Origin of the sequence: Pseudomonas sp. 9.2(2024) (assembly GCF_039695385.1) — a bacterium.
Taxonomy (GTDB): domain Bacteria; phylum Pseudomonadota; class Gammaproteobacteria; order Pseudomonadales; family Pseudomonadaceae; genus Aquipseudomonas; species Aquipseudomonas paraglycinae.
Genome location: NZ_CP155585.1, coordinates 2,697,363 through 2,723,323 on the forward strand (window position 1 = coordinate 2,697,363; position 25,961 = coordinate 2,723,323).

Below are 25,961 nucleotides of genomic sequence, written 5' to 3' on the forward strand. Positions count from 1 at the left end.
CAGGGAAAAGTGCGTCCAATCGCTTGTTCCGATGCAGTGATTGGATTGGTCGATGACCGCTTTCAGGCCGAGAATAGGTGTTGACTGATAAGGCCTCATCGCTGGCAAGCCAGCTCCCACAAGGTTTCGTGTCAAACACAGAATTTGTGACTAACTCAATCACTGTGGGAGCTGGCTTGCCAGCGATGGCGGCCTGACATTCAACACATTTATTCGGCTGGCGCCTCGATTCCGAACATCTTGCGCGCCTCGGCAAAACACTTCTCGGCAATCGCCGAGCGCGGTTCGGTCTTGCGCATCACCAGCCCCAGCGGCGCGAGCACGCTGGCATCCGGCAGGTTGATGAAGGCCAGGTGCTCGATCGGCTCTTCCAGGCCGCTGTCCAGCGGCATGATCGAGCAACAGAAGCCCTGGTGAATCGCCTGCAGCAGTTGGTAGGTCGAGTCGCTTTCCAGGATCGGCTGCGGATTCAACCCGCGACTGCGGAAACTCAGGTCGATGGATTTGCGGTAGTGCATGCCGGTGGTGATCATCCCCAGCGGCAGTTCGGCGGCGTCTTCCCAGCTCATTTCCGGGCCTTCGAAATGGAAGTGGCGGGTGTCGTAGAGCAGGCCGACGCGGGTCTCGCCAATCTCGAAAAACTCGAAATAGTTCGGGTTGACGTGATCCAGATAACACACGCCCAGGTCCAGCTGATTGTTGCCCAGGCCCTCGATGATCTCGTCCGAACTCAGCGACGACAGGCTGTATTTCAGCTCCGGGTAAGTCCCGGACAAACCCTGAATGTAATTCACCGGGTTGAAGTTGCTCAGCGGCACCAGCCCCAGGCGCAGGCTACCGACCAGTTGCCCGCGGCAGGCTGCAGCTTCTGCAAACAGCCCGTCGTGGGCTGCCAGCAACGTGCGGGCCCAGGCCAGGACGCGCTCGCCGGCCTGGGTGAACCCTTCGAAGCGCTGACCGCGATTGACCAGCACCAGATCCAGCTCGTCTTCCAGATTGCGCAGGCGCATCGACAGGGTCGGCTGGGTGATGTGGCAGCGCGCGGCGGCCTGGCCGAAGTGGCGGGTTTCGTCCAGCGCGATCAGGAACTTGAGTTGTTTGATGTCCACGACGGCACCTGCTCGATAAGGAATTTTGATTGAGTATTGACGCAGATGCGTACGGTGCACGGAAAGCGCAGGGATCGACGATCCCACTGATGGTTTTTTTCGTCCAATCGGCAGTGTCTAAGAGCCTATCGAGGATTTCGATGACGCCCGGTTTCATTGGGCCGGACAGTGGTCGAGGGGCTGAAAAAAATCACCGATAGAGCAGGTCGATAGTGTGGTTGGCCAGAGTGATTAGACAGTCCTCGCAGGCGGCACTTAGGCTCGTCACCCATTGAATTGACGACGGCCGGAGAGTGCCATGAGTGTGAAATCGGATGCCTTGTTCGTTCCCCTGAATATTGCCGTGCTGACGGTCAGCGATACCCGCGATTACGCCAGCGATACCTCCGGCCAGTTGCTGGTCAGCCGCCTGCTGGAGGCCGGCCACACCTTGAGCGAACGCAACCTGCTCAAGGACGACCTGTACAAGATCCGCGCCCAGGTCGCGCAGTGGATCGCCGACGACGGCATTCAAGTGGTGCTGATCACCGGTGGCACCGGTTTCACCGGGCGTGACAGCACCCCGGAAGCCGTGGCCTGCCTGCTGGACAAGCAGATCGACGGTTTCGGTGAACTGTTCCGCGCCATCTCGATTCTCGACATCGGCACCTCGACCGTACAAAGCCGTGCGCTGGCCGGCATGTCCAACGGCACGCTGGTGTGCTGCCTGCCGGGTTCCACCGGCGCTTGCCGCACCGCGTGGGAAGGCATCCTCGCCGAACAACTGGATAACCGTCATCGCCCGTGCAACTTCGTTCCGCACCTCAAACCGGTGCAAGCCTGCGGGCCGCGCGGATGAGCAAGCCGGGTTTGATGCCGGTCGAGGACGCCCTTGACCAACTGTTGGCGATGGCTGATGAACAACGTCTGCCGGACAGCGAATCGGTGCCGCTCAATGAAGCGCGCGGACGCGTGCTGGCGAGCGATCTGGTCGCCACCCTCGATCTGCCGCCGTGGCCGAACAGCGCCATGGACGGTTACGCCTTCAACCTTGTCGACCTGCATCGCCAGCCGTTGAGCGTGTCGCAACGGGTCTATGCCGGGATGGCGCCGGACGCCTTGCTATCCGGCACCTGCGCAAGGATTTTCACCGGTGCGCCGTTGCCCATGGGCGCCAATTGCGTGGAGATGCAGGAAAACGTCGAGGTGCTTGAAGACGGCCGCGTCCGTTTCCTGCAACCGCTGAAGGTCGGGCAGAACATCCGCGCCCAGGGCCAGGAAAACCGCGTCGGCGACACCTTGCTGCGCGCCGGCAAACGCCTCGGCCCGTTCGAACTGGCCGTCGCCGCAGGGCAGGGCATGACCCATTTGCCGGTGGTGCGTCGTCCGCGCGTGGCGTTGCTCTCGACCGGGGATGAACTGGTGGAACCAGGGCAACCGCTGCGCCCCGGCAGCATTTACAACAGCAACCGCACTTTGCTCGACCACTGGTTGCGCGAACTGGGTTGCGAAGTGATCGACGCCGGGATTCTGCCCGATCGCCCGGCGCAGACCCGGCTCAAACTCGAGCAACTGCAAGTGGCAGCCGATCTGATTCTGACTACGGGCGGCGTGTCTGCCGGTGATGCCGACTGCCTCGGTCAGGTGCTGCGTGACAACGGTAAACCGCTGCTGTGGAAACTCGCGATCAAACCCGGAAAACCGCTGACGGTCGGCCATTTCGGCTCGGTGCCGGTGATCGGCCTGCCGGGCAATCCGACCTCGGCGCTGGTGACCTTCGGCTTGCTGGCGCGCCCGTACCTACTGCGCATTCAAGGCGTGGAAGAGGTGATGCCGCTGAGCTTCACGGTCAACGTCGGCTTCGACTGGCCGAAACCCGGCAGTCGTCGCGAGTACCTGCGGGTACGTCTGGAGGGCGGGCAGGCGGCGCTGTATCCGAACCAGAGTTCCGGGGTTCTGCTCGGCGCGACCTGGGCCGATGGACTGGTGGAAATCCCCGAGAACAGCACCTTGCAGATTGGCGACCCGCTGCGTTTCATTCCGTTCAGCGAGCTGTTCTGAGCGCGATTAAAAGGTGCAAACCGCTTGCCGGGAAACTGTCGAAGACTGTGAAGACGGCTATCGGGTCAATCCCAGCCGTTCATGCCATTGGGCGATGGATTCTTCGGGATAGACCTCGAATTGTTGATCCTTCTTGCTCGCCTGCACTTCGACCCACGGTGCCTTCGAACCGAGCATCAAATGAGTGTGTTCCGGCGGCACCGGCAGCGGCGTGTCGATGGCCGAGGCGAACGGGTGGATCAGCTCCGGCCATTCCGGGCTGAACAGCCACAGTCCGCTGCCGCACAACGAGCAGAAGTGTCGCTCGGCGCTGCTGCGGTGGGCGCGGGCATCGCCTTCGTCTTTCATTTTCGCGTGGTAGATCGTGATGTGTTTGCGCCCGCGCACCTTGAGGCTGGCGGCGTCGCCGCCGAGGTTGATCGCATAGCCGCCACCGCCCTGGGTCTTGCGGCAGATCGAGCAGTAGCAGCGCTGATAAGGGTAGGGGTGGGCGCTGTCGAGGGTGAATGAAACCGCGCCGCAGTGGCAGGAGCCTTCGAGGTGCATGAGTGGCCTCCGGTGTTTTCGTCGGTGCGGTTCAGCCTAGAAGAAATCTCTTGCCTGTGCCGCCGCTATGGACGCCTGCGAAAAGCCCGGTCAGCATGTCCGCAAAAAAGGGATCCACACCCATGCGCCGACTACCTTCCCTGGCCGCCCTGCGAACTTTCGAGTGTGCCGCCCGCCACGCGCATTTCGGCCGCGCCGCCGCTGAGCTGTGCGTCACCGACAGCGCCGTCAGCCATCAGATCCGCCAGCTCGAAGAGCAACTGGGCGTGTCGCTGTTCATCCGCGAGGGCCGACAGATTCGCCCGACCATCGCCGCCGGGCGCTTGATGCAGAGCCTGCAACAGGCCTTCGAACTGATCGGCGATGCCTGCGACGAGTTGCGCGATCCGTCCTCGCTCGCCGTGTTGCGGCTGGCGGTCACGGCAGAGCTGGCGCAGAAGTGGCTGATGAACCGTCTCACCGATTTCTACGCGCGTTATCCGCACATCACCTTGCATCTTTACGAGCAGCCAATCGACGCCACCGCACCCGGCGAAGACATTGATCTGGCGATCACCTACGGCACCGGCCCGGTGGACAGCAGCGCGTACTTCGTTCGCCCATTGCCGGCGCTGCAGTTTTTCCCGGTGTGCAGCCCCGGGCTGTTCAACCAGGGCAACCTGAAAACCCCCAAGGATCTGGCCCGGCACTGCCTGCTGCACGACGATCAGGACGGCAAGACCTGGACCGCGTGGCTCACCAGCCATGCCGGCGACCTGCGCCCGGAACGCCAGTTGTATTTCGCCCACGCCGGTCTGGCGCTGGAAGCGGCGGCACAAGGGCAGGGCGTTGCGATGGGCGACAACCTCACCGCGCAGGAAGATTTGCAGAACGGGCGTCTGGTGCGCCCGTTCACCTCCAGCATGACCGCGCTGGGGCAATACGCGCTGGTCTGCGAGCGGGTGCGGCTGGAGCGTCCGGCGGTGGCGCAGATGCTGGAATGGTTCAACGATCAACTGGCGGATTGATGAGTTGAATTCAACTGTTCCGAAATAATCATCGTTGGCGGCCCGACTGCCCGCGACCGTAGCCTGAGGTCATTCCCATCCCGACGACGAGGTTTGACCATGGCACGTTTGCTCGACACCACCCCGAAACAGGACGGCTTCCGTCTGCCCGGCGAATTCGAAGCCAAGTCCGGCTGCTGGCTCGGCTGGCCGGAGCGCACCGACGTCTGGCGCAACGGCGCCAAGCCTGCACAGAAAGTCTGGGTGCAGATTGTCACCGCGATCTCCCAGAGCGAGCCGGTGACGGTCTGCGCATCGGCCTCCCAGTTCGCGACTGCCCGCCGCCAGTTGCCGCCACAAGTGCGGGTGGTGGAAATGACCTGCAACGACACCTGGTTCCGCGACAGCGGCCCGTGCTTCGTGGTCAACGACCAGAGCGGTGAAGTGCGTGGTGTCGACTTTGAATTCAACGCCTACGGCGGCCTCGACGGCGGGCTCTACTACCCGTGGGACAAGGACGATCAGATCGCCAGCAAGATCCTCGAAATCGAACGCTTCGACCGCTATCGCGCGCCATTGATTGCCGAGCTTGGCGGTATCCAGAGTGACGGTCAGGGCAGCATCCTCACCACCGAGCAATGCCTGCTCAACCGCAATCGCAACCAGCACCTGGGCAAGGACGAAGTCACCCGCCGGCTGACCGATTACCTCGGCGCCGAGCAAGTGATCTGGCTGCCACGCGGTTGCAAGTTCGACGAAACCGACGGCCATGTCGACGACCTCGCGTGCTTCGTGCGCCCCGGCGAAGTGGTGCTGCAATGGACCGACAACCGCGACGATCCGCAATGGGAAATCTATCAGGAGGCCTACGACATCCTGCGCAGCACCCGTGACAGCCGTGGCCGCGAACTGATCGTGCACAAACTGCCGCAACCGGACGTGCTGGAGTGGACCGCCGAAGAAGCCGAAGGCCTCGATCAGCAGGACAGCACCCACACCCGTCAGGCCGGCACGAAAATCTGTGCGTCGTACATCAACTACTACGCCGGCAACAGCTCGATCGTGGTGCCGCTGTTCGGTGATCGCAACGATCAGGTGGCGCTGGCGACCCTCGCCGAACTGTTCCCGCAGCACAAGATCGTCGGCATCGAGAACTCCCGGGAAATCCTGCTCGGTGGCGGCAACGTCGCGTGCATCACCATGCCGCAATACGCCGGCCAGAAAAAAGGAGCCTGACCATGGGCCTGCACAAACTGAGTAAAGCGTTATTGCTGGTGCTTGCACCCCTGTGTGTGCAGGCTGCCGAAACGGCGAAACCGGTTGTCAACCTGTACATCTGGGGCGAGTACCTGGCCCCGGATACCCTGAAGAATTTCGAGGCGAAAACCGGGATTCGGGTGGTCGCCGATCACTTCGATTCGCTGGAAACCGTCGAGACCAAACTGCTCACCGGGCGCAGCGGTTACGACCTGGTGCTGACCGCCGGCCAGCACCTGTCGCGGGCTATCGAGAGCGGCGCGATCCAGACCCTGAACAAGCAGCAGCTCCCGCACTTTGCCGGGGTCGGCGAGGAGTTCCGTCAGCACATGGCGGTGTTCGATCCGGGCAACCGCTACGCCGGGATCTACGCCTGGGGTACCACTGGCGTCGGCTATCAGGAGGAGGCCGTGAAGCAGCGCCTGCCGGACGCGCCGAGGGACAGTTGGGCGATGCTGTTCGATCCGGCAGTGGTGTCGAAATTCGCCGATTGCGGGGTGAGCCTGCTCAACGACCCGAACGAAGTGTTCGCGGCAGTCATGAAGTACATGGGCCTGGACATCAACCGCCAGAGCCTCGACGACCTGAAACTCGCCGAGCAGCAACTGGCGAAGATCCGCCCGTACATCCGCTATTTCGACAATGACCTGAACATCAGCGACCTGGCCAACGGCAACACCTGCGTGGCGATGTCGTGGAACGGCAACGTTGCCATCGCGGCAGGTCAGGCTGAAGCGGCGAAAAAGCCGTTCAAGTTGAATTACCGGATTCCGAAGGAGGGCACGTTGATCTGGTTCGACGCGATGGTCATACCCAAGGATGCACCGCATCCCGAGGCCGGATTGGCTCTGATGGATTACCTGATGACGCCCGAGGTGATCGCGCCGATTACCGATACGATTCATTACGCCAATGCGATCACGGCGGCGGACGGGTTGGTTGATCCGGCGATACGCAATGATCCGGGGACTTATCCGCCGGAGGCGGTGAGGGCTTCGCTGTACAGCAAGAATGACAATGGCAAGGCGTTCAACCGGGCTTTGATTCGCGCGTTCAGTCGGTTGAAATCCGGTCTGTAGCCCAAGCCCCTCACCCCAGCCCTCTCCCAAAGGGGGAGAGGGAGCCGACCGAGGTGTCTTACGCTACACATCGACCTGAAACACCGAGGCGACTATGGATTCACCAACGTGTTGGCAACTATGGGTTCGCTCACGTCTTGGCGCCTATGGATTCAGAGTTGATGTTTCAGGTCGGCGGAGCTCTCCAATATCCCCTGATCGGTTCCCTCTCCCTCCGGGAGAGGGTTAGGGTGAGGGGCTTTTCGGCACCCGCCACAAATACCACGCCGCCACCGTCCGAAACGGACTCCACGCCAACCCGATCTCAATCATCTGCTTGCGTGCAGGCTGCACCTCCAGCCCCTTCAACCGCCGATACCCCTCGCGCACCCCAAAATCGTCGGCCGGCAGAATATCCGGCCGCTCCAGGCTATAGATCAGCAACATCTCCACCGTCCAGCGCCCAACCCCGCGCAGGCTGACCAACCGCTCGATCAGCGCCTCATCCTCCATCGCCAGCGCGGTCGAGTAATCCGGCACCACGCCGTCCAGAGTCGCCTGGGCAATCCCCTGAATCGTCGCAATCTTGCCCGCCGAAAACCCGCAACTGCGCAATCGGTCGAAGTCCGTCGCCAGAACCTGCTCCGGACGCGGAAACGTCTGCCCGGGAAACAACCCCACCAGCCGCCCGACAATCGCATCGCCAGCCTTGGCATGCAGTTGCTGATAGGCAATCGCCCGCACCAGCGACTCATAGGGATCGCGCGCCGGATGCGGCTGATGCAGGCAGGGGCCAACCGCAGCAATGTGGCGCTGCCAGTCGGCGTCGAGGCTGGCCAGAAACTCGCTGGCCGGTTGGTAGGGATCGGGTATCGGCAACTTCGGTGATCCGTTGATTTGAAAGCCGGGAGGGGCGTGGGTGTCGATTTGTCAGAAAGCCAGTTGTTGCGTCAGCTGCACGGCGGCGTTTTCCAGCCGGAGCAAAAACGCCTTGCGCGGTTGCCCACCACCATAGCCCGTCAATGAGCCGTCCGCACCGATCACCCGATGGCACGGCACCACGATCGACAGCCGATTGTGCCCGTTGGCCAGCCCCACTGCTCGGCTGGCGCCGGGTTTGCCCAAGCGTGCGGCGATGGCGCCGTAAGTGCTGGTGTGGCCGTAGGGGATTTGCCGCAGTTCGCTCCAGACCTGCCGGGCAAACTCGCTGCCGGGCAGGTGCAGTGGCACACTGAATTCGCTCAGCTTGCCGGCGAAGTACAGCGCCAGCTCGTTGTCGATCTGCTGCAAATGCGCGTTCTGCCCCGGTGCGACCACGTAGCCGTAGCGGTTTTGCAGCTCCTCGACTTCCCGGGTCAGTGCCGGACGGTCGAGAAACTCCAGTAGTACCAGCCCTCGACGCTCGGCCATGGCGATCATCGGCCCCAGCGGGGTGGTCAGGCGGGTGAACAGCAGCGGTTCACTGGCCGCTGCGCGCCCCGGCGTGATGTGGAACGACTTCTGAAACGCATCGCGAAAACCACTGAGGGATTCATAACCGGAGTCGAACGCGGCATGGTCGATGGACGTGCCTTGCTTGATCCCGCCCAATGCCACACCGAGCCGGCGCGTGCGCAGCCACGCATGGAAGGTCATGCCGAAATGCTGTTTGAACCAGCGCCGCAACTTCAACGGTTCGATGCCCTCGGCGAGCAATTGCGCATCGCTCCAGCGCACCTCGGGATCGGCGTCGACGGCTTTCAATAGTCGCTGCACCCAGTCCGGAGCGATGGCCGCAGCGTCCAGCGGTTTGCAGCGCAGACAGGCGCGATAACCGGCGGACAGGCAGTCGTCAGCGTGGGCGAAGAACTCGACGTTTTCCGGTTTCGGCTTGCGCGCCGTGCAGGTCGGGCGGCAAAAGATCCCGGTGGTTTTCACGGCCGTGAAGAACACGCCTTCATAGGCGGTGTCGCTTGCGAGCATGGCGCGAACCATTTCGGCGTGAGGGGGCAGGACAGCGGTCTGTATGTTCATGGGCCGAGGATAAAACCAGTTATTCGATGGCTCCACCGAAAAATCGACAGTGAATTTTCGGGCCGCTGCACTACAGTGATCGGGTCGCTACAACTCGGGAAATGAAGGTATGCCACCGTTCACGATTCAACACATCGATCACATCGTGCTGCGCGTCGCCGATCTGCAACGCAGCATTGATTTCTACGACCGGGTCTTCGGCGCCGAAGTAGTAAAGCGCAACGAAAAGTTCGGTCTGGTGCACCTGCGCGCCGGCACGTCGATGATCGATCTGGTCGACCTCGACGGCGAAATCGGCCGCAAGGGCGGCGCCGCTGCCGGCAGCGAACGGCGCAATGTCGATCACTTCTGCCTGCGCATCGAGCCGTTCGATGAAGCGGCGCTGATCAGTCATTTGCAAGCCTGCGGCCTGAGCGTCGAAAAAGCCGCCACCCGTTTTGGCGCCGAGGGTTACGGCCTGTCGCTGTACTGCTTCGACCCGGACGGCAATCAGGTCGAACTCAAAGGCCCGTCCGAAGCCTAGGCCCGTTTGGCCATCAGCAACACCGAAGCCGCCGCCGACAGCAACCCCGCGCAGCAACGGTTGAAAATCCGCTTGCCGCGCGGCTCGGCGAACCAGCGGCGCATGTGCAGCCCCATGTACGCGTAGGCGCTGATGGCGATCCATTCCAGCAGCAGGAACAGCACGCCCAGCAGCATGAACTGCGGAGTAATGGCGCGGTTCGGGTCGACGAATTGCGGCAGGAATGCGGTGAAGATCAGGATTGCTTTTGGATTTCCCGCGGCCACCAGGAATTCCTGACGCGCCAGGGCCAGAATCCCGCTCGTCGGCGCAGTCACCGCGTCTTCGGCGGCAGGATTGGCCCGCCACAGCTGCCACGCCAGATACAACAGATACCCCGCGCCAACAATCTTGATCCCGTAGAACAACAGCTCGGACGTTTGCAGCACCACCGCCAGCCCCGCCGCCGCGAGGGCGATCATCCCGGCAAACGCCAGCAATCGCCCGATCCCGGCCACGCAGGCGCGCCGATAGCCGTAACGGGTGGCGTTGCTGACCGACAGTAGATTGTTCGGCCCCGGTGCCATGTTCAGGGCGAAACAGGCGGGCAGAAACAGCGAGAGGGTGGCGAGATCCATGGTGCGGGCTCCGGTGACGGGAGCGGTATTTTTATCACGCGGGTGTGCGTGCCTGAACCGTACAGTCAGGCGCCAGAGTCGCGGTACAGCGACTATCGGCAGTGAATTCCTTCGAACTTTCTGCCGTCCGGTCAGCTCTTAACCCTTCACAGGTTGATGAATTCATCAGAGAATCCCATCTGCCGGGTCAGAAACTACCATTGCCGTGTAAGCTTTCGCGCCATGCTTCTCCATTCCCCCATGGCCCCAGGCGGCCCACTGTACGAGCGACTACATGCAAGCAAAGGCCCGCGAGGTTCATGTACCACCGGTGTTGCAGGATCTGCGCGCCGGCACGGCCGAACTGCACATTGCACTTGAAAAGCGCCTTCCTTTTTTCTCCGACACCCTTGATCTGCACGCTTTCGAGCGATTGATGCGCGCCTATTACGGCTTCTATCAGCCATTGGAAGCCGTGCTGCAGGACAGCGACGCGATTCCCGCTGATTTTGATCTGGCTTCCCGCCTCAAGGCACCGACCCTGCAACGCGATCTGCAAGCGCTGGGCGCAAATGGTGGCGATTTTCCGATCTGCCGCCGGTTGCCCGTCATCGACTCCGCCGCCGCGTGTCTGGGCGTGTTGTATGTGCTGGAAGGCGCGACTCTCGGCGGGCAGATCCTGCGTCGGGAGATCGCCACACGGCTGAGCCTGGGCGCGGAAAACGGCGCGGCGTTTCTGGACGTTTACGGTGCCGCCACCGGCCGGCGCTGGCGCGATTTCATCGAATACCTGGGCAGTCGCCCGATGGACACCGACGAGCGTAAAGCCGTCGTGGCGGCGGCCCACACTACATTCAGTTGTTTCGAGCAGTGGCTCGAAAGTCAGGAGGTTCTGATATGAACCCGCAAGACAAAGAAGCCTTTGAAGAGTTGCTGGCCAACTGCGCCGACGAGCCGATCCGCTTTCCCGGCGCGATCCAGCCGCACGGTTTGCTGCTGACCCTGAGCGAGCCGGACCTTTCGATCATTCAGATCAGCGCCAACGTCGAGACCTTGCTCGCCCGACCGGCACAAGAACTGATCGGCCAGCCATTGCAAAGCCTGATCGGCGATACCCATGCCGCGCAGGTTCGCGAGGCCTTGCAGCAACCGGCCTTGTCCGATGCGCCGCCGCTGCACTTTCGCCTCAACGGCACCGCGTTCGAAGGCTTGCTGCACCGGCATCAGGATGTGCTGATTCTGGAGCTGGAAATCCACGTCGAAAATTTCCAGCCGCGCAATGTCGCCGGCACCGAAACTCACCTCGGGCGGATGCTCGCGCGCCTGCAAAAGGCCCAGAGCCTGCAGGCGCTGTACGACATCAGCGTCAAGGAAATCCAGGCCATGACCGGTTACGACCGGGTGCTGATCTATCGCTTCGAAGAGGAGGGCCACGGTCAGGTCATCGCCGAAGCGTCCGATCCGTCGATGGAAGTCTTCAACGGTCTGTTTTTCCCGGCCTCCGACATCCCCGAGCAGGCCCGCGAGCTGTACCGCACCAACTGGCTGCGGATCATTCCGAATGCCGACTACCAACCGGTGCCGCTGGTGCCCAAGTTGCGCCCGGACACCCAGACCCCGCTGGACCTGAGTTTCGCGACGCTGCGCAGCGTGTCGCCGATCCACTGCCAGTACATGAAGAACATGGGCGTGCTGTCCTCGATGAGCATTTCCCTGCTCAAGGGCGACAAGCTCTGGGGCCTGATCAGTTGCGGCAATCGTCAGCCGCTGCACGTGCCGCACGAGTTGCGCACGGCATGCCAGACCATCGGCCAGGTGCTGTCGTTGCAGATCAGTGCGATGGAAGCGCTGGAAGTCAGCCGTCAACGCGAGGAAAAGGTCGAGGCGCTGGCGCTGCTCAATCAGGCGATGATCGACTCGCCACAGAACGTCTTCGATGGCCTGGCCAATCAGCCACAGGTTCTGATGGCGCTGGCCAATGCCGGCGGCATCGCGATCATCGAAGACAAGCAATTGCACCGTTACGGTAATTGCCCGGAGCCGGAAGAGATCCGTGCCCTGCACAAATGGCTGCAGGAGCGTGGCGAGCCGGTGTTTGCCAGTCATCACCTGGCCAGCGTCTACCCGCCGGCCGCGCACTATCAGCAGGTCGCCAGCGGCGTGCTCGCCATGAGCCTGCCCAAACCGGTGGACAACGGCGTGCTGTGGTTCCGCCCCGAAGTCAAAGAGAACATCAACTGGAGCGGCGACCCGCGCAAGCCGCTGGATCTGGAAAACTCTGACGCCGGCCTTCGTCTGCGGCCGCGTACCTCGTTCGAAATCTGGAAGGTCGAGATGGCCGGGATTTCCACCAAATGGAGCCACGGCGATCTGTTTGCCGCCAACGACCTGCGTCGCTCGGCGCTGGAAAACGATCTGGCCCGCCAGGTACGCCGCGAGCAGGAAGCAGTGCGTGCCCGCGACGAGCTGGTAGCGGTGGTTTCCCACGATCTGCGCAACCCGATGACCGTGATCTCGATGCTCTGCGGCATGATGCAGAAGGCCTTCAGCTCGGACGGGCCGCACACTTCGCGGCGCATTTCGACCGCCATCGACACCATGCAGCAAGCCGCCGGGCGCATGAACACGCTGCTGGAAGACTTGCTCGACACTTCGAAAATCGACGCCGGTCGCTACACCATCGCGCCGCAGAAACTCGATGTCGCGCAGATGTTCGAGGAGGCGCAATCGCTGCTGGCGCCGCTGGCGCTGGACAAGGACATCAGCATCTCGTTCGAGGCCGATCCCGACCTGAGCATCCATGCCGACCCCGAGCGGTTGTTTCAGGTGCTGTCGAATCTGGTCGGCAACGCGATCAAATTCACCCCGCGCCTGGGTACGGTCGACGTGTATGCCAAATCGGTCGGTGACGACATCGTCTTCACGGTGCGCGACAGCGGCGAAGGCATTCCCAAGGATCACTTGCCGCACGTGTTCGACCGTTATTGGACGGTCAAGGAAGGCAATCCGACCGGCACCGGGCTGGGCCTGTACATCACGCAGGGCATCGTCGAGGCCCATGGCGGGCAGATCGTTGCCGAGAGTGAGCCGGGGCAGGGCAGTGAGTTCCGCTTCACCGTGCCGCGTCAGGACTGAAAAAGCCGATCAGCGTTGGGGGGGCTGCAACATGGCCACCCATTCTGCGGCGAATCGATGGCAATCGCCGGGCCAGCGCGCCGTCAGCAGTTGCCCGTCGCGCACCACAAATCCCGATTGCAGTTTTTGCACACAATCGCGCTTGGCGATCAGCGGCCCGCGTTTGAAGTCGGTTTTGCTGGCCAGCGCGGTTTTCACCTCCGCTTCGACGGTCTGCTTGTAGGTGCGGTAGTAGCGCCCCAGCCACGCAGCTGTCATCAGCCACGCCGGCAACTCCATGGTGGCCGCGAGCAATGCCGTCACTTTGCGCCCGAACAACACCGACCGCCCGGTATCGGGGTCGAGCGTCCTCGCCAGCAACAGCACACCATGACACACCGCCGCCACGGGTTTTTCGGCTTTGAAAAATTGCAGGGCAATCTGCTGGGCCTGCGTGGATTCCAACAACGTGCGCATGCCTTTGGCATGCCCGCCGGGGATCAGCAGACCATCGAATCGATTCGTGTCGACATCGGCATACGCCAGCGGCTGCCTGAACGCTTCGGACTCGATCATCTGCGTGTAACTGTCCAGATCGGCCTTGCGCGTCATCAGCATCGAACTCAACAGGCCGAAGCCGATATCCACCAGCCGTGGATCGGCGTGGGCGGGCAAGCCTTGCGGCGTGGCAAAACGAACTTCGATGCCCGCATTACGCATCGTCTGCCACGGCACGCTGCTTTCGGTGGGGTCGTAATCGGCGCAGGGCAGCAGAATCAAGATCATCGAGGGCAGACTTCCTGGTCAAAAGTGATCGCATAGCCAGAGCGTAGTGGGTCTGCGCGTGCGGGGGTAATTTCCTTCAATACCGCCTGCCGTGCGCCGGCTACCGTGAGCGCCTTGTTCCTCGATTTGAAGCAGGTGTGCGATGAGTCTGATTGTGTCGATGGCGGCGTTTGCCCTGGCCGCGTCCATTACCCCGGGGCCGGTGAATATCGTGGCGTTGAGCTCGGGGGCGCAGTTCGGCTTTCGCGCCAGTCAGAGGCATGTGGCCGGGGCGACGCTGGGATTTGTGTTGTTGCTGGTGTTGATGGGGCTGGGGCTGCACGAAGTGCTCAAGCTGTGGCCGGCGCTGACCCGCGTGGTGCAACTGGCCGGGGTGGCGTTTTTGCTGTTCATGGCTTGGAAACTGGCCACGGATGACGGCCAGTTGAATGCGGGAGAATCGGGCAGGGCGCCGTCGATGCTCTACGGCGCAGTGATGCAGTGGCTCAATCCCAAGGCCTGGCTGGCCTGCGTGGCGGGCATGGGCGCGTTTGTCGCCGATGGCGCGGCGCGGCTTGTGTGGCAGTTTGCGGCGGTGTATCTGGTGATCTGTTATCTGTCGGTCGGCTGTTGGGCGTATGCCGGGACGTTCTTGCGCGGTTATCTTGGCAACCCGGCGGGGATGCGCTTGTTCAACCGGGTGATGGCGTTGCTGTTGGCGGTGAGTGCGGGATATCTGTTGCTGCCGTGAGTGTGACGGGGCTTGGGTTTAAAGGTGTTTAAGGATGCGTCCGACAAACCACGCGAACTTGCGCCATTGCCTACGCATCCGCCAGAATTCGCCGGCTTGTGCGCCTTGGGGGCGGGTTCTATTGTTTGCCGGTCGCTGACGAATCAGCGATCGGGTCTCGCAGCCCGCGATCTCTAGACGCACAACATCCTCCAGTTTTATGGCGGCTGTACGTGGGAGACCCTCGGGTCTGCCGGTTCTAGAGTCCCGGTCTGCGACCCGCGTATAGCTGCCACCTCTTCGTATCGCAGCGAATCGTGGCGGCTCCATGACTCTGGAAATTCAATCATGATCAAACCAACACCAAACCCACCCGAAACCGACCCGACCTCGCCCTACGAAACCCTCGACTCCAAGAAATTCCACGAAGCCGCCGACCGCGCCCTCGACCACTACCTCAATCCGTTCCACCCCAGAAAACCGATGCTCAAACCCAACACCCGCTACCTCATCGCCCCCGGCATCGACAGCGAAGAACTGCTGGCCGACGCTTGCGAAACCCTGACCTCGGCCAAAACCATGGCCACCGACTTCGCCGGGCTGGTGGACGGCTCGCATCGGCATGTGCTGCTGGGGATTGCGCAATTGATCATGCTGGGTGAACTGGCGGTGAATCGGGCGCTTGATAATCTTGAGGTGGCGGCTGAGCCGCGCGTCTGAGTGCTGAAACCAAAACGGCCCCTTTACGGGGCCGTTTTTGCGTCTGCAGGAAACCGTTTACCGATGACCATTCGTCTTGAAATCACGCTCACCTGTCAGATCTGACAGGTGACGATGCTCCTCTTTCGCGGTGTCATGAACTTCGTCCCGAAGATGGCTATTTATCGCACGCCAGGAGAGCAACATGAGCATCAACGTCAATTCGACACAGATCACCGCCTTGCTCCAGCTGTATCCGATGGCAATCCCGGGCGCAGAAGAAAACCTGCAACCGCCGAAAACCTACGATCTCGGCATTTCCCAGAGCATTTATTCGCCAACCATCAATCTCTTCATTGTGATCGACGCGGTCAGGTTGTTTTCCACCTCCTTTACAGCAGGTGACTCCGTAAGGCTGTGGGTCAACAGCCTGGCGACATCCGTGATCAAGCTAATCAAGCCGGGCGAAGAGAACGACCGCATTTTTATGGACGCTCCTTGGGGAGTGTTCAAGGATGGCCTCAATACGCTGTACTACGAAGTCACCCGGGTCAGCGGTAATAAAGATCAATCCACCCCGATACTGAATGTGCTGTTCAACAACCCGGTCTCCGGTATCACGGTCAGCCATCCGCCCAGCATTGTTCCGGGGCAGTCGCCTACCGTCACTTTAACCCGGAGCGACCCGCGCCAATTTGACGAAATGGAACTGACCATAGGCTCATGGAGTAAAACCATTCCCTATGTCCATCCTGCCAACCCGGTCACCTACAACCTGACGACCCTTGACCTCCAGCAGATCGGTGACGGTACTCGTACAGTGAGCGCCACCATAAAAGATCAACTGAACAACCTCAGAGTGTCGCCTACGACCTCCATCGTTATCACCGCCAACACACTTGTTTTACTGCCCCCCTCCGTCACGGGGCAGACAGGCAACAACTTCAATCCGACCTTGCAGAATGTCGAGGTAGTGGTGCCTGTGGGCACTTTGCTGCCCAGCGACAGGATCCGTGTCAAATGGGAGGGCGCGATCAGTGCGACCGGGGCCTCATTCAACAGTGCGCAACAGCTGGTCAGTGCGGGCCTGAAGTTTCAGGTACCACGCTCGGTGCTGGCCTACAGTTTGCGTAAAATGGTCAAGGTCACCTATGTAATCGAGCGCAACGGTGTTGAGACCTCATCGCAAGTCTTGCCACTAAATATCCTGCCATTGCCCGCCACGGCGCTGATCCCGCCAAAAATTCTGGAAGCGGATGCGAACAACGTGCTGGACGTTATCGCGCTGGGTACCCAGAACGCCAGGATTCACGCTTTGCTCTGGACACTGATTGCAGACGGCATGCCGTGCTGGCTATCACTGGAAGGCAAGGACCCGAACGGTAATGTGGTTATTCTGCCCTTGTGGAATGGTTTGCCGGCGCGAGTCAATCCGACTTGGGTCAGTCAGGGTTTCTGGCTTCAAACGTTGGTGAACAGCTTCCTCAAGCAACTCGGAAATGCCACCACACTGCTCGTGAAGTTTGCAGTGTCGATGGACATGACCAATGTCAGGGCGACGGCAGAGGAATTTCCGGATAGGGTCTATACGATCAAGGCAGTGGCGCAATCACTTATCGAAGACTTTGAGGCTGTACCGCGACAGTTCATAGGTTTTGGGCAAACGATTCAAACGCCATTAATGACAATCAAGCATATCGGGGGAGCAGGGACTGCGGGTGTGACATCAGTAAGCGATGGTTTTTTGACTATTCCTGGAAAAACAGAAGGGAACGCTTTGCATGTTGGGTATCAAGATGCAATTGCGCAGCGCATTTCGTTGACCCTTGCATTTCCGTGCGCTCATGTGTCGTTCTGGTATGGGGCTACCAATACCAGCACCAACAGTGTGTACTTTTACGGTCAAAACGGCCTCCTCGGACAGAGAAATCTGCAACTGACCTTGAACAACGTATTCGAGCTTGTTTTCGCTGCAGCGGGAATCATCCGAATTGAGATCGAAAACTCTCCGGGTGACTGGCTTGTGATAGACAACATTTCATTGCGACGGGACTAAAAGGGGACGCATTTATTTACCTGCGGCAAAGCCATGACCAATGGCTTCGCCCGTTACCCTCACGGCCCGCAACGATGCGGGCCGTTTTTCTTCACCCCCGATACTGCCCCGGCGTAGCCGCCAGATGCTGCTTGAACGCCCGCTGAAAATGCGCCTGATCGGCAAACCCCGCCTCCAGCGCCACATCCGCAATCAACTGCCCGCGCCTCAGACACTCTCGGGCAAACTGAATGCGCTGGTTGACCAAAAACGCATGGGGCGTCATGCCGAAATGCTGTTTGAAGGCGCGAATCAAATAGGACGGTGACAGCTCGGCGGCGGCGCAAATGTCGTCGAGGCTGAGCAGTTCGGTGCAATGATGGCGAATGAAGTCGGCGGCGCGTTCGAGTTTGAAGTTCGGCTCTCGCAGAGGTTGTTCGATAGGGTTCAGGCGCAGTTGCAGGTCGCTGAAAAACTCCACCGCAGCGCTCTGTTTGCGCAGCACGTCTTGCTGCTCGTCGACCAATATCGCGTACAACGCATTCAAGTCGCGAAACAGGCGGGCATCATTCAAATGGGTATCGGAAAACCGCCGAAACTCAAGTTCCGCACTGAACCCCAGCTGATGCTGCAGATCCGTCAGCCACGGCGTTTCCACATACAACATCAAATACGACCACGGCTGGTCATCGATCGGGTTGCACGCGTGCACGTCCCCCGGATTCATCAGCACCACGGTGCCGGCCGTCACTTCGAAAGATGATTGCTCATGCACGTAAGTACTGCGCCCGGCGGTGATCGCGCCGATGGAAAAGTGCGCGTGGGAGTGCCGTGAATAGCAGACCTCGCGCCCATCGGCGATGGCCCGCGCTTCGATGAAGGGCAGGGCGTCGTCGCGCCAGAAGCGCGGGGCTTGTTCGGGGTTCTTGGCGGCAGCTTTCATCGTTGTGGTTCTCGGCAGACCAGTGCCCGAGTGTATTAGCTCTGGCCGGCGAAGGCTCGTTCGAGTTCGGCAATGTCGAGTTTTTTCATCCGGAACATGGCCTGCATCGCCCGTTGGACCTTGGTCTGGTCGGGGTCGGTCATCATGTGCATGAAGGCCACCGGCACGATCTGCCACGATACGCCGAACTTGTCCTTGAGCCAGCCGCATTGCTGGGCTTCCACCGGCCCGCCGGCGCTGAGGTTGCCCCAGAAATGGTCGACTTCTTCCTGATTCTGGCAATTGACCTGAAACGAGATCGCCTCATTGAACTTGAACATCGGCCCGCCATTGAGCCCGGTGAAGGTATGGCCGTCGAGTTCGAAACTGACGGTCATCACCGAGCCTTCCGGGCGCCCGTGGAATTCCTGGCCGACCTTGCTGTAGTGGGTGAGGGCGGTGATTTTCGAGTGATCGAAGATCGAGCAGTAGAACTTGGCCGCCGCCTCGGCCTGATCGTCGAACCACAGGCACGGGGTCAGCTTTTGAAAGCGTTGCATGGCAGTCATCCTCGGCAGGTTAGACACGCTGGATTAAAAGCGTAGTCAGTCCGAAGCGGGTCGTAGGCGCCATAGATCGACAAGTGCGCCCAAAAACGTTTGTCGTTAGACTTGCCGCCCCGATTTTGCCGCAAGGACGCTCTGCATCATGGTTGCCTCTCGTACATGGATTTTTTTCTGCCTGTTTGCCGCCGCGTCGGCCAGTGCCGAACCTTTGAGCTGTCAGCTCTTGGATCCGGCAAACAGGTACAGCGTCGATGTGACCATCGAGCATCCACCGACGCAGAACTTCGAACCAGTGGCGGCACAAGTCATCCTGCGCGACAAGTCCAGTGGCGAAGTGTTGCAACGAATCGACACGGCCGATGCCGTCGACCTGGTTCCGCTCAACGATTCAGCCAAGGCCTTGCGATGCGACGAGCAACGTCTGGTGGTGTTTGGCGACTTCAATTTCGATGGACACCAGGATCTGGCGCTCCGTAACGGTAACGACGGTGGCTACGGCGCGGCATCCTACGACGTCTATCTGTTTAAGCCGTCGAGCCCGGTGCTGGTGCCGAACAAGGCTTTGTCGGCGCTGACTCGCGAACCGTATCTGGGGTTGTTTGAAGTCGATGGCGCCGCTCGCCACCTTGTCACACACGCGAAGAGCGGTTGCTGCTGGCGCCAGAGCAGTACCTGGCAGGTGAAGGACAATTCGCCGGTCAAGGTGACCGAAATCATCGAGGTGGCACAGCGGCCGTCGGAAGGCAGCCCGCTGATGCCGGCGGGTTATACCGACGTCACGCAGCGGGAATTGAAGGAAGGCAAATGGCGGGAACAGCGTCGCCTTGAAGGGCCCGTGGGTGAAGCGCCGGTGATGCTGCGGGGCAAGCTCGATGGCAAGATCCCATTCGAGCTGTGGTGGCAGATGCTGGGTGGCGTCTACATTGGCGAGGTTCGTTACACGAAAACGGGCAATGGCCAACCGATCCGACTGGTGGGCGAGACCTACGATGACGGAGCTGTGTTGCTGCATGAGCTGGACGCCCAGGGCCGTGTCACCGGCGACTGGTATGTGGCGGGTGAGCCTGATGAGCACGGTTTCCAGGGCGGGACATGGCACGACGGCGACAAGTCTCTGATCTTCGAAGCGCGACCGACGGCGTTCCGGGTTGCACCGCAAAAGTTTCAGACGCCCACGGGCGATCAGCGTGAAGGACGTTACGTGATGATGGCGCCGGACGAGCGATCGGCGTGGCTGACGATCAAAATCGTGCCGGCCACCGAGAAGGGTGCGGGTGAGCAGGCGTTGATCCAGATGGCCGTGACGCAACCGGGCAAACCACCCCGCCAGGAGACTCGGCAGTGGCCGTTGCAGGCGGGCAATCTGGTGATCGGTCAGGATCAGATCGCCGAGCCACTTTATCGATTGCGACTGCTCGACGGAGCGGTGCAAGTGGAGGGTGCCGGTGAGTTCTCTGATTTCAGAGGGGCTTACGCAAAGCAACCCTGAAGGCGATTGTTGTCTTTATGACTATCACTGAAGTCGATGTGACTCTTTCTGGGTCGAGTCATATTGACTTCTTATGGCTTATCTAGCTGATCTTTAAAGATAAAAAATCTGGCACACGAATTGATACATCAATCGTACAAACTGATCCGCTCAGGAGTACGAAACATGTTCACTTTCTTCGAGAATCCGCTGAACGTTCTGCACCTGTCGAGCAAAGTGCTCGTCGCCGGTCTGGTCATGTTGCTGGCCGGGATCTACGGCGCTTATCTGTATCAGGGCCACATGCCGATTGCGTTGCTGGTGGCGATGCATGCCATGACCATCGTTGGCCCGACGCTGATCAAGATCGGCTATGTGATGCGGCTCCTGTCTCAATATCGGCTGGGCCCACATCACGCCGCCGTGGTGGTTTGAACATGCGCAGACTCGCCGATGCGCCGCTGTTCAGCCTGGGCTTTCGGCCGCTGTTTCTGGCCGGGGCCGGATTCGCCGCGCTGGCGATCCTGATCTGGGGTCTGTGGCTTTACGGACATTGGTTCGATCTGCAACCGGCGGGCGGCATGCTTGCGTGGCATCGACATGAAATGCCCTTCGGTTTCGCGGCGGCGATCGTTGCCGGGTTTCTGCTGACGGCGGTGCCCAACTGGACCGGCATTCCCGGAGTGCGCGGCGGGGCGCTGATCGCTCTGGTGTCGGTCTGGCTGCTCGGACGTGTGGCCTGGTGGCTGCCGTTGCCGACCGGGCTGATTCTTGCGCTGCAATGGGGTTTTCTGCCGCTGCTGGCGGTGATGCTGGCGCGGGACCTGATCGCCGCGCGCAAACGCGACAATTACCCGATTGTGCTGGTGCTCGGGTTGATGGCGGGTTGTCAGGCGCTGACTTTGATTGGCCTGTACAACGACGACGCCGGCCTGCAACGCCAGGGTGTTCTGGGCGCTTTGTGGCTGGTGGCAGCGCTGATGACCGTGATCGGTGGGCGGGTGATTCCGTTCTTCATCCAGCGCGGCTTGAACCGTCCACCGGCGCCGGCCGCCAACCCACTGCCAACCCGCTTGCTGTTGATCGGCAGCCTGCTGACCGCAGTCACTTTTGCGGCAGGCCTCAATGATTCACCCCGGCTGTGGCTGGCAGGCTTGTTTGTGCTGACCGGCAGTTTGCAGTTGATGCGGCTGATCCGCTGGCATGATCGCGGGATGTGGCGGGTGCCGCTGCTCTGGTCGTTGTATCTGGCTTACGGCTGGATGGCGTTGGCAACCTGGGCCATGGCGCTGTGGCATCTGGGTTTGATCGGCCAGCAAAGCCTGGCGACTCATGCGCTGGCGGTCGGCGGGGTGGGTGGGTTGATTCTGGCGATGATCGCGCGGGTCAGCCTTGGGCATACCGGCCGGTTGTTACAGCCTTCCAAAGGCATGGTGTTGGGCTTTGCGCTGGTGCTGATCGCTGCGGGTTGCCGGGTGTTGCTGGTGCCGTTTTCCAGTCTGGGGCTGGGGCTGTCCGTGGTGCTCTGGTGCGCGGGGTTCGCGCTGTTTTTGCGGCATTACACCGGGATCCTGCTTAAGCCGAGGCTCTAGGGTTTTTATCCGCGACGCTCGGCAATCATCAACAACGACTGCGGCATCGGGCTTTGCGGATGCTGCGGCTCGCGCAGGCCGGTCAACTGCAGGCCGGCCATGTCCAGCGCATTCAGCCAACTGGACAAGGTGCGGAAATACCACGGCATCGGTTGCCACTCGCCCTGAAAACCGTCGAAGGTTTCTTCCCGCCATCCATCCTGATAATCACCGGTCGCGACCGACCACGGATGCAGCGTCTGGATCACCAGCGCACCGCCGGGCACGAGCAGGGCATTCATCGCCGCGAGCAGCGGAATGATGTCCTGATGCAGCAGGGAAAAGTTGGCGCAGATCAGGTCGTAGTCGCGGCCAATGTCGACCTTCGCCTCAACCAGATCTTCGTAACTGGCGACATGCACGGGCGATGAACCTGCCACCCGCGCGGCCTCGACCAGCGTCGCATCGCCGTCGACGCCGACCGCATCGAATCCTCGCTCGGCCAGCGCCCGCAATAGCCAGCCTTCGCCGCATCCCAGATCGAGCACGCGCTCCGGCTGGCGCCCCATCACCGCCAGCAGAATGGCCTGATCGGTGACCTGCCGGCGACTCTCGATGGCGCCGCTGCGCACGGCTTCGGTCCAGGCCCGGGCGTTGTGATGCCAGCTCTGGAGGAGGGTGGATTCAGGCGAGGACATGACGGGCTCCGGGATCGCGGGATGCAGGCAAGGATAGGTCAGGTGTAGTCGGCCAGTTGAATCCGGTTGCGACCGCCGCGCTTGGATTCGTAGAGCGCGCTGTCACCTTGCTCGATCAACGCCGCGAGGCTGAGCGGCGGCTGATCGAACACCTTGGCACCGATGCTCAGGGTGACCGCTTGCGGGGTGGTGTAGGTCTGGGAAGTCATCTGCTGAAACTGTTCGCGCAGCGCGCTGCCCAGCACCATGATCTGTGCGTGCGAAGCATCGCCCAGCAGCATCACGAATTCGTCACCGCCCAGCCGTGCTGCCAGCGCATCTTTGGGCAGTACCGCGCGGATCATTTCGCTGAGGGCGATGAGCAAGCGGTCGCCGGCGGTGTGGCCGTACAGATCGTTGATCAGTTTGAAGTTGTCGATGTCGATCAGCAGCAGCGCGCCGGGGCGGGCGCTGGACACTTCATCAAGCAGGCGCGGTGCGCGGACTTCCAGGGCGCGGCGGTTGTACAGCGCGGTCAGCGGATCCCGGGCGGCCAGTTCGGCAATCTGCTTTTCACGCCGGTAGCGCTCGGTGCCGGTCATCGACAGCGCGATCAGCATGATCGCCATCGCACCCTCGACCAGGGAAATCTGAATGATTTCGCCGCGCAGCGACGCCAGATCGATCAGCGTGCCGGGAATCACCGCGATGATCGCCTTGGCGAAATAGAACGCGCCGTGGATCAGCAGCACATATCGCAACTGCACTGCGCCGACGCTCAACGATTTGCCGTGCGGGCGCAGCAACAGGCTGGCCCGCAGCATCGGCGCGGCCACCAGCAGCGAGTTGGCCATCAGCATGATCTTCGACCACGACGGATCTTCCGGTAGCAGCAGCAACGCCAGCCACAGCAGGAACATCAAGTACCAGGCCCGCGACAACCGCTTCTGCGTAAACCGCGCGACCCCCAGCAGAAACAGCCAGTGCGCGACCACCAGCAGGCCGTTGGCGAACCAGATGCCGATCAGCGGATAACCATTGGCGCGCAACAGGGCCAGGCTCGAGCCGACGGTGATGGTGGCGAAACCGGCGCTCCAGAACAGCAGGGAAGGTTCGCGGATGCTGCGCCATTCGACCGCCAGATACAGGGCGGCCGCCGCGGCCAGGGCGGTGGAAATGGTGAGCATCGTGAGAGGATCGAGCGCCATGAAAGGACAGGTCTGCCTGGATAGTGTTAATGGGCCACGATTGTAAGCGTTCCCCCAATGGGCTGCTATTTTCACTCACCGGATATTCCATTTTCAGGCGAGGTGTCCCATGGACCGATTGACTGGCGGTTGTCTGTGCGGCGAGGTGCGGATTGAGGCGTCCGGGCGACCCTACAGGGTTGGTGTTTGCCACTGTCTGGATTGCCGCAAACACCATGGCGCGCTGTTTGCCGCGTCGGCGATCTTTCCCGAGGATGCGGTGACGATCAGCGGCGAGACCCGTGACTATGCCGGACGACATTTCTGCCCGCGCTGTGGCTCATCGGTGTTTGGCCGCAGTGGCGATGAAGTCGAAGTGAATCTGGGCGCGCTGGATGCGCCGGATCAATTCCAGCCCACCTATGAGCTGTGGACGGTGCGTCGCGAGTCGTGGCTACCGGCCTTTCCGCTGGCCCGACACTACGTGCGTGATCGCGAGAGAACGGGGCGAACCGAAGAGTAACCGGGGTCAGGCAGGGCGCCGGACCCCGGCCACTATTAGCCGCGAATGAACGCCAGCAGATCCGCATTGATCGTCGGCGCCTCGGTGGTCGGCATCCCATGAGGGAAGCCCGGATAAATCTTCAGCGTGCTGTTCTTCAGCAGTTTCGCCGACAGCACACCGGCATTTTCATACGGCACGATCTGGTCATCGTCGCCGTGCATCACCAGCACCGGGATCGAGATGCTTTTCAGGTCGGCGGTGAAGTCGGTCTGCGAGAAGGCAACGATGCCGTCGTAGTGCGCCTTGGCGCCGCCCATCATGCCCTGACGCCACCAGTTCGCAATGATCCCTTCCGATGGCTTGGCGCCAGGGCGGTTGTAGCCGTAAAACGGCCCACTGGGCACGTCGCGATAGAACTGCGCACGATTGGCCGCCAGTTGCGCCTGAAGATCGTCGAACACTGACTTGGGCAAACCGCCGGGGCTGCTCTCGGTTTTCACCATCAGCGGCGGCACGGCGCTGATGATCGCGGCTTTCGATACCCGATCCTCGCCATGCCGGGCGATGTAGTGAATCACCTCGCCGCCACCGGTGGAGTGGCCGACGTGCACGGCTTTCTGCGTCCCCAGATGATTGACTACCGCCGCCACATCGTCGGCGTAGTGATCCATGTCGTGGCCGTCCCAGACCTGGCTCGAACGCCCGTGACCCCGTCGATCATGGGCCACGACCCGGAAGCCCTGTGCCAGGAAAAACAGCATCTGCGCATCCCAGTCGTCCGCGCTGAGCGGCCAGCCGTGGTGGAAGTGGATCACCGGAGCGTCTTTCGGGCCCCAGTCCTTGTAGAAGATTTCGACGCCGTCTTTCGTTGTGACAAATCCCATGTTCGCGACTCCTGGAAAGTGTGAAAGGGCAGGTCTTGCGATGACAACCGGAATCAACTGTAGGAGCAAAGTCGGCACTTTGGTCGAAGAATTCCCGAACGGTGCGGCATGACCGGTGGTCGCAGCGGCTGGTCGTCGGGTCAAAATGCGCTTAGCTGAAAGGGATAAGCCGAGGCGCGCACGGACATCGAGAGCCGGAGCAGCGCCCTTCAGAACACCGTGAGTCTGAGGAAGTCCCCGATGCTGACCTTGAACATCAATGGCAAGGATCAGGAGCTCGATGTCCCCGCGGACATGCCGTTGCTCTGGGTCCTGCGCGATGTCGCGCACCTGACCGGTACCAAATTCGGTTGTGGCATGGCCCAGTGCGGTGCTTGTACCGTGCACGTCGATGGCGCACCGCTGCGCTCCTGCATCACCCCGGCCACGGCCGTCGCCCATGGCCAGAAGATCCTCACCATCGAAGGCCTGTCGAGCGACGGTTCGCACCCGGTGCAGCAGGCCTGGGCCGAACTGGACGTGGTGCAGTGCGGTTACTGCCAGTCCGGGCAGATCATGTCCGCCGCCGCGTTGCTGGCGAAAATCCCCAAACCCACCGACAGCGATATCGATCAGGCGCTCTCCGGCAATATCTGCCGCTGCGGCACGTACCCAAGAATCCGCGCGGCGGTCAAACGCGCGGCCGACATCGGCTGAGCGAGGGGGAGGTG

Annotated in this window: 27 protein-coding genes; 16 read left to right on the top strand and 11 right to left on the bottom strand. The window is 61.2% G+C overall.

The genetic code is table 11. The features are described from left to right. Positions 1-209 precede the first annotated feature (209 nt). The gene (locus ABFB52_RS12195) at positions 210-1,109 is read right to left on the bottom strand and encodes a LysR family transcriptional regulator (protein ID WP_085648896.1); all 900 of its coding nucleotides are present in this window, start codon (positions 1,107-1,109) and stop codon (positions 210-212) included. 298 nt (positions 1,110-1,407) lie between these two features. Between ABFB52_RS12195 and moaB the strand changes: the two genes are divergently transcribed. Together moaB and glp are read left to right on the top strand one after the other, a co-directional pair. Then, positions 1,408-1,947, top strand: coding sequence for a molybdenum cofactor biosynthesis protein B (gene moaB / locus ABFB52_RS12200; protein ID WP_129973871.1), 540 nt, complete (start codon positions 1,408-1,410; stop codon positions 1,945-1,947). Continuing rightward, on the top strand, positions 1,944-3,149 hold the full coding sequence (glp, locus tag ABFB52_RS12205; protein ID WP_129973870.1) for a gephyrin-like molybdotransferase Glp: 1,206 nt from the start codon (positions 1,944-1,946) through the stop codon (positions 3,147-3,149). Before moaB ends, glp begins: the two co-directional genes overlap by 4 nt. Positions 3,150-3,206: 57 nt before the next feature. Here the strand turns inward: glp and ABFB52_RS12210 are convergent, their stop codons facing one another. Further along, positions 3,207-3,695, bottom strand: a complete 489-nt coding sequence (locus tag ABFB52_RS12210; RefSeq protein WP_085748303.1) for a GFA family protein — start codon at positions 3,693-3,695, stop codon at positions 3,207-3,209. A 122-nt stretch (positions 3,696-3,817) separates the two neighbouring features. Between ABFB52_RS12210 and ABFB52_RS12215 the strand changes: the two genes are divergently transcribed. The 3 genes from ABFB52_RS12215 (at position 3,818) to ABFB52_RS12225 (ending at position 7,017) form a co-directional block, all read left to right on the top strand. Then, the gene (locus tag ABFB52_RS12215) at positions 3,818-4,702 is read left to right on the top strand and encodes a LysR substrate-binding domain-containing protein (RefSeq protein WP_085608994.1); all 885 of its coding nucleotides are present in this window, start codon (positions 3,818-3,820) and stop codon (positions 4,700-4,702) included. Between the two features lie 99 nt (positions 4,703-4,801). After that, on the top strand, positions 4,802-5,917 hold the full coding sequence (gene aguA / locus ABFB52_RS12220) for an agmatine deiminase (protein WP_085748305.1): 1,116 nt from the start codon (positions 4,802-4,804) through the stop codon (positions 5,915-5,917). A 2-nt stretch (positions 5,918-5,919) separates the two neighbouring features. Further along, the gene (locus ABFB52_RS12225; RefSeq protein WP_102717751.1) at positions 5,920-7,017 is read left to right on the top strand and encodes an extracellular solute-binding protein; all 1,098 of its coding nucleotides are present in this window, start codon (positions 5,920-5,922) and stop codon (positions 7,015-7,017) included. A 225-nt stretch (positions 7,018-7,242) separates the two neighbouring features. Here the strand turns inward: ABFB52_RS12225 and ABFB52_RS12230 are convergent, their stop codons facing one another. Both ABFB52_RS12230 and ABFB52_RS12235 read right to left on the bottom strand, forming a co-directional pair. Continuing rightward, positions 7,243-7,869 (bottom strand): DNA-3-methyladenine glycosylase, encoded by a 627-nt coding sequence (locus tag ABFB52_RS12230; protein WP_085748316.1) that lies wholly within the window; start codon positions 7,867-7,869, stop codon positions 7,243-7,245. A gap of 57 nt (positions 7,870-7,926) precedes the next feature. Then, the gene (locus ABFB52_RS12235) at positions 7,927-9,009 is read right to left on the bottom strand and encodes a methylated-DNA--[protein]-cysteine S-methyltransferase (protein ID WP_102717750.1); all 1,083 of its coding nucleotides are present in this window, start codon (positions 9,007-9,009) and stop codon (positions 7,927-7,929) included. A 109-nt stretch (positions 9,010-9,118) separates the two neighbouring features. Here ABFB52_RS12235 and ABFB52_RS12240 point away from each other — a divergent pair, with 109 nt between their 5' ends. Continuing rightward, entirely contained in the window at positions 9,119-9,532 is a 414-nt protein-coding gene (locus ABFB52_RS12240; protein ID WP_102717749.1) for a VOC family protein, read from the top strand. Here ABFB52_RS12240 and ABFB52_RS12245 read toward each other — a convergent pair. After that, positions 9,529-10,149: a LysE family translocator gene (locus tag ABFB52_RS12245; protein WP_129973869.1), complete on the bottom strand. Its 621-nt coding sequence runs from the start codon at positions 10,147-10,149 to the stop codon at positions 9,529-9,531. The genes ABFB52_RS12240 and ABFB52_RS12245 overlap by 4 nt on opposite strands. A gap of 274 nt (positions 10,150-10,423) precedes the next feature. Between ABFB52_RS12245 and ABFB52_RS12250 the strand changes: the two genes are divergently transcribed. Both ABFB52_RS12250 and ABFB52_RS12255 read left to right on the top strand, forming a co-directional pair. Further along, on the top strand, positions 10,424-11,029 hold the full coding sequence (locus ABFB52_RS12250) for a biliverdin-producing heme oxygenase (RefSeq protein ID WP_129973868.1): 606 nt from the start codon (positions 10,424-10,426) through the stop codon (positions 11,027-11,029). Then, positions 11,026-13,263: an ATP-binding protein gene (locus ABFB52_RS12255; RefSeq protein ID WP_129973867.1), complete on the top strand. Its 2,238-nt coding sequence runs from the start codon at positions 11,026-11,028 to the stop codon at positions 13,261-13,263. Before ABFB52_RS12250 ends, ABFB52_RS12255 begins: the two co-directional genes overlap by 4 nt. Before the next feature lie 9 nt (positions 13,264-13,272). Here ABFB52_RS12255 and ABFB52_RS12260 read toward each other — a convergent pair whose 3' ends face one another. Continuing rightward, positions 13,273-14,028, bottom strand: a complete 756-nt coding sequence (locus ABFB52_RS12260; protein WP_129973866.1) for a type 1 glutamine amidotransferase domain-containing protein — start codon at positions 14,026-14,028, stop codon at positions 13,273-13,275. A gap of 142 nt (positions 14,029-14,170) precedes the next feature. On the opposite strand from ABFB52_RS12260, the gene ABFB52_RS12265 reads away from it, so the two are divergent. The 3 genes from ABFB52_RS12265 (at position 14,171) to ABFB52_RS12275 (ending at position 17,492) form a co-directional block, all read left to right on the top strand. Next, a complete protein-coding gene (locus ABFB52_RS12265; protein WP_129973865.1) occupies positions 14,171-14,758 on the top strand; it encodes a LysE family translocator in 588 nt (195 codons plus the stop codon). 327 nt (positions 14,759-15,085) lie between these two features. Continuing rightward, the gene (locus ABFB52_RS12270; protein WP_240866133.1) at positions 15,086-15,457 is read left to right on the top strand and encodes a DUF6124 family protein; all 372 of its coding nucleotides are present in this window, start codon (positions 15,086-15,088) and stop codon (positions 15,455-15,457) included. A gap of 184 nt (positions 15,458-15,641) precedes the next feature. Then, complete coding sequence (locus ABFB52_RS12275; protein ID WP_346836131.1) at positions 15,642-17,492, top strand: hypothetical protein; 1,851 nt, start codon at positions 15,642-15,644, stop codon at positions 17,490-17,492. A 91-nt stretch (positions 17,493-17,583) separates the two neighbouring features. Here the strand turns inward: ABFB52_RS12275 and ABFB52_RS12280 are convergent, their stop codons facing one another. Continuing rightward, on the bottom strand, positions 17,584-18,414 hold the full coding sequence (locus tag ABFB52_RS12280) for an AraC family transcriptional regulator (protein ID WP_129973678.1): 831 nt from the start codon (positions 18,412-18,414) through the stop codon (positions 17,584-17,586). A 35-nt stretch (positions 18,415-18,449) separates the two neighbouring features. Beyond that, positions 18,450-18,953 carry a VOC family protein gene (locus tag ABFB52_RS12285; RefSeq protein ID WP_085748412.1) on the bottom strand — a complete coding sequence of 168 codons (504 nt, stop codon included), beginning with the start codon at positions 18,951-18,953 and terminating at the stop codon, positions 18,450-18,452. 148 nt (positions 18,954-19,101) lie between these two features. Here ABFB52_RS12285 and ABFB52_RS12290 point away from each other — a divergent pair, with 148 nt between their 5' ends. The 3 genes from ABFB52_RS12290 to ABFB52_RS12300 all read left to right on the top strand — a co-directional run bounded on the left by ABFB52_RS12290 (position 19,102) and on the right by ABFB52_RS12300 (position 22,019). Then, positions 19,102-20,448 (top strand): FG-GAP repeat protein, encoded by a 1,347-nt coding sequence (locus tag ABFB52_RS12290; RefSeq protein ID WP_129973679.1) that lies wholly within the window; start codon positions 19,102-19,104, stop codon positions 20,446-20,448. A gap of 165 nt (positions 20,449-20,613) precedes the next feature. Then, positions 20,614-20,862, top strand: coding sequence for a transmembrane sensor/regulator PpyR (locus tag ABFB52_RS12295; RefSeq protein WP_085748410.1), 249 nt, complete (start codon positions 20,614-20,616; stop codon positions 20,860-20,862). Between the two features lie 2 nt (positions 20,863-20,864). Further along, entirely contained in the window at positions 20,865-22,019 is a 1,155-nt protein-coding gene (locus ABFB52_RS12300; RefSeq protein ID WP_129973680.1) for an NnrS family protein, read from the top strand. 5 nt (positions 22,020-22,024) lie between these two features. Here ABFB52_RS12300 and ABFB52_RS12305 read toward each other — a convergent pair whose 3' ends face one another. Continuing rightward, positions 22,025-22,696 (bottom strand): class I SAM-dependent methyltransferase, encoded by a 672-nt coding sequence (locus ABFB52_RS12305; protein ID WP_085748408.1) that lies wholly within the window; start codon positions 22,694-22,696, stop codon positions 22,025-22,027. A gap of 38 nt (positions 22,697-22,734) precedes the next feature. Further along, positions 22,735-23,883, bottom strand: a complete 1,149-nt coding sequence (locus ABFB52_RS12310) for a GGDEF domain-containing protein (RefSeq protein ID WP_129973681.1) — start codon at positions 23,881-23,883, stop codon at positions 22,735-22,737. A 109-nt stretch (positions 23,884-23,992) separates the two neighbouring features. On the opposite strand from ABFB52_RS12310, the gene ABFB52_RS12315 reads away from it, so the two are divergent. Further along, complete coding sequence (locus ABFB52_RS12315) at positions 23,993-24,385, top strand: GFA family protein (protein ID WP_085667809.1); 393 nt, start codon at positions 23,993-23,995, stop codon at positions 24,383-24,385. Positions 24,386-24,420: 35 nt separating this feature from the next. On the opposite strand, the gene ABFB52_RS12320 is transcribed toward ABFB52_RS12315, so the two are convergent. Beyond that, positions 24,421-25,251: an alpha/beta hydrolase gene (locus ABFB52_RS12320; protein ID WP_102687403.1), complete on the bottom strand. Its 831-nt coding sequence runs from the start codon at positions 25,249-25,251 to the stop codon at positions 24,421-24,423. Positions 25,252-25,491: 240 nt separating this feature from the next. On the opposite strand from ABFB52_RS12320, the gene ABFB52_RS12325 reads away from it, so the two are divergent. Next, positions 25,492-25,947, top strand: a complete 456-nt coding sequence (locus tag ABFB52_RS12325) for a (2Fe-2S)-binding protein (protein ID WP_007956954.1) — start codon at positions 25,492-25,494, stop codon at positions 25,945-25,947. Positions 25,948-25,961: the final 14 nt, after the last annotated feature.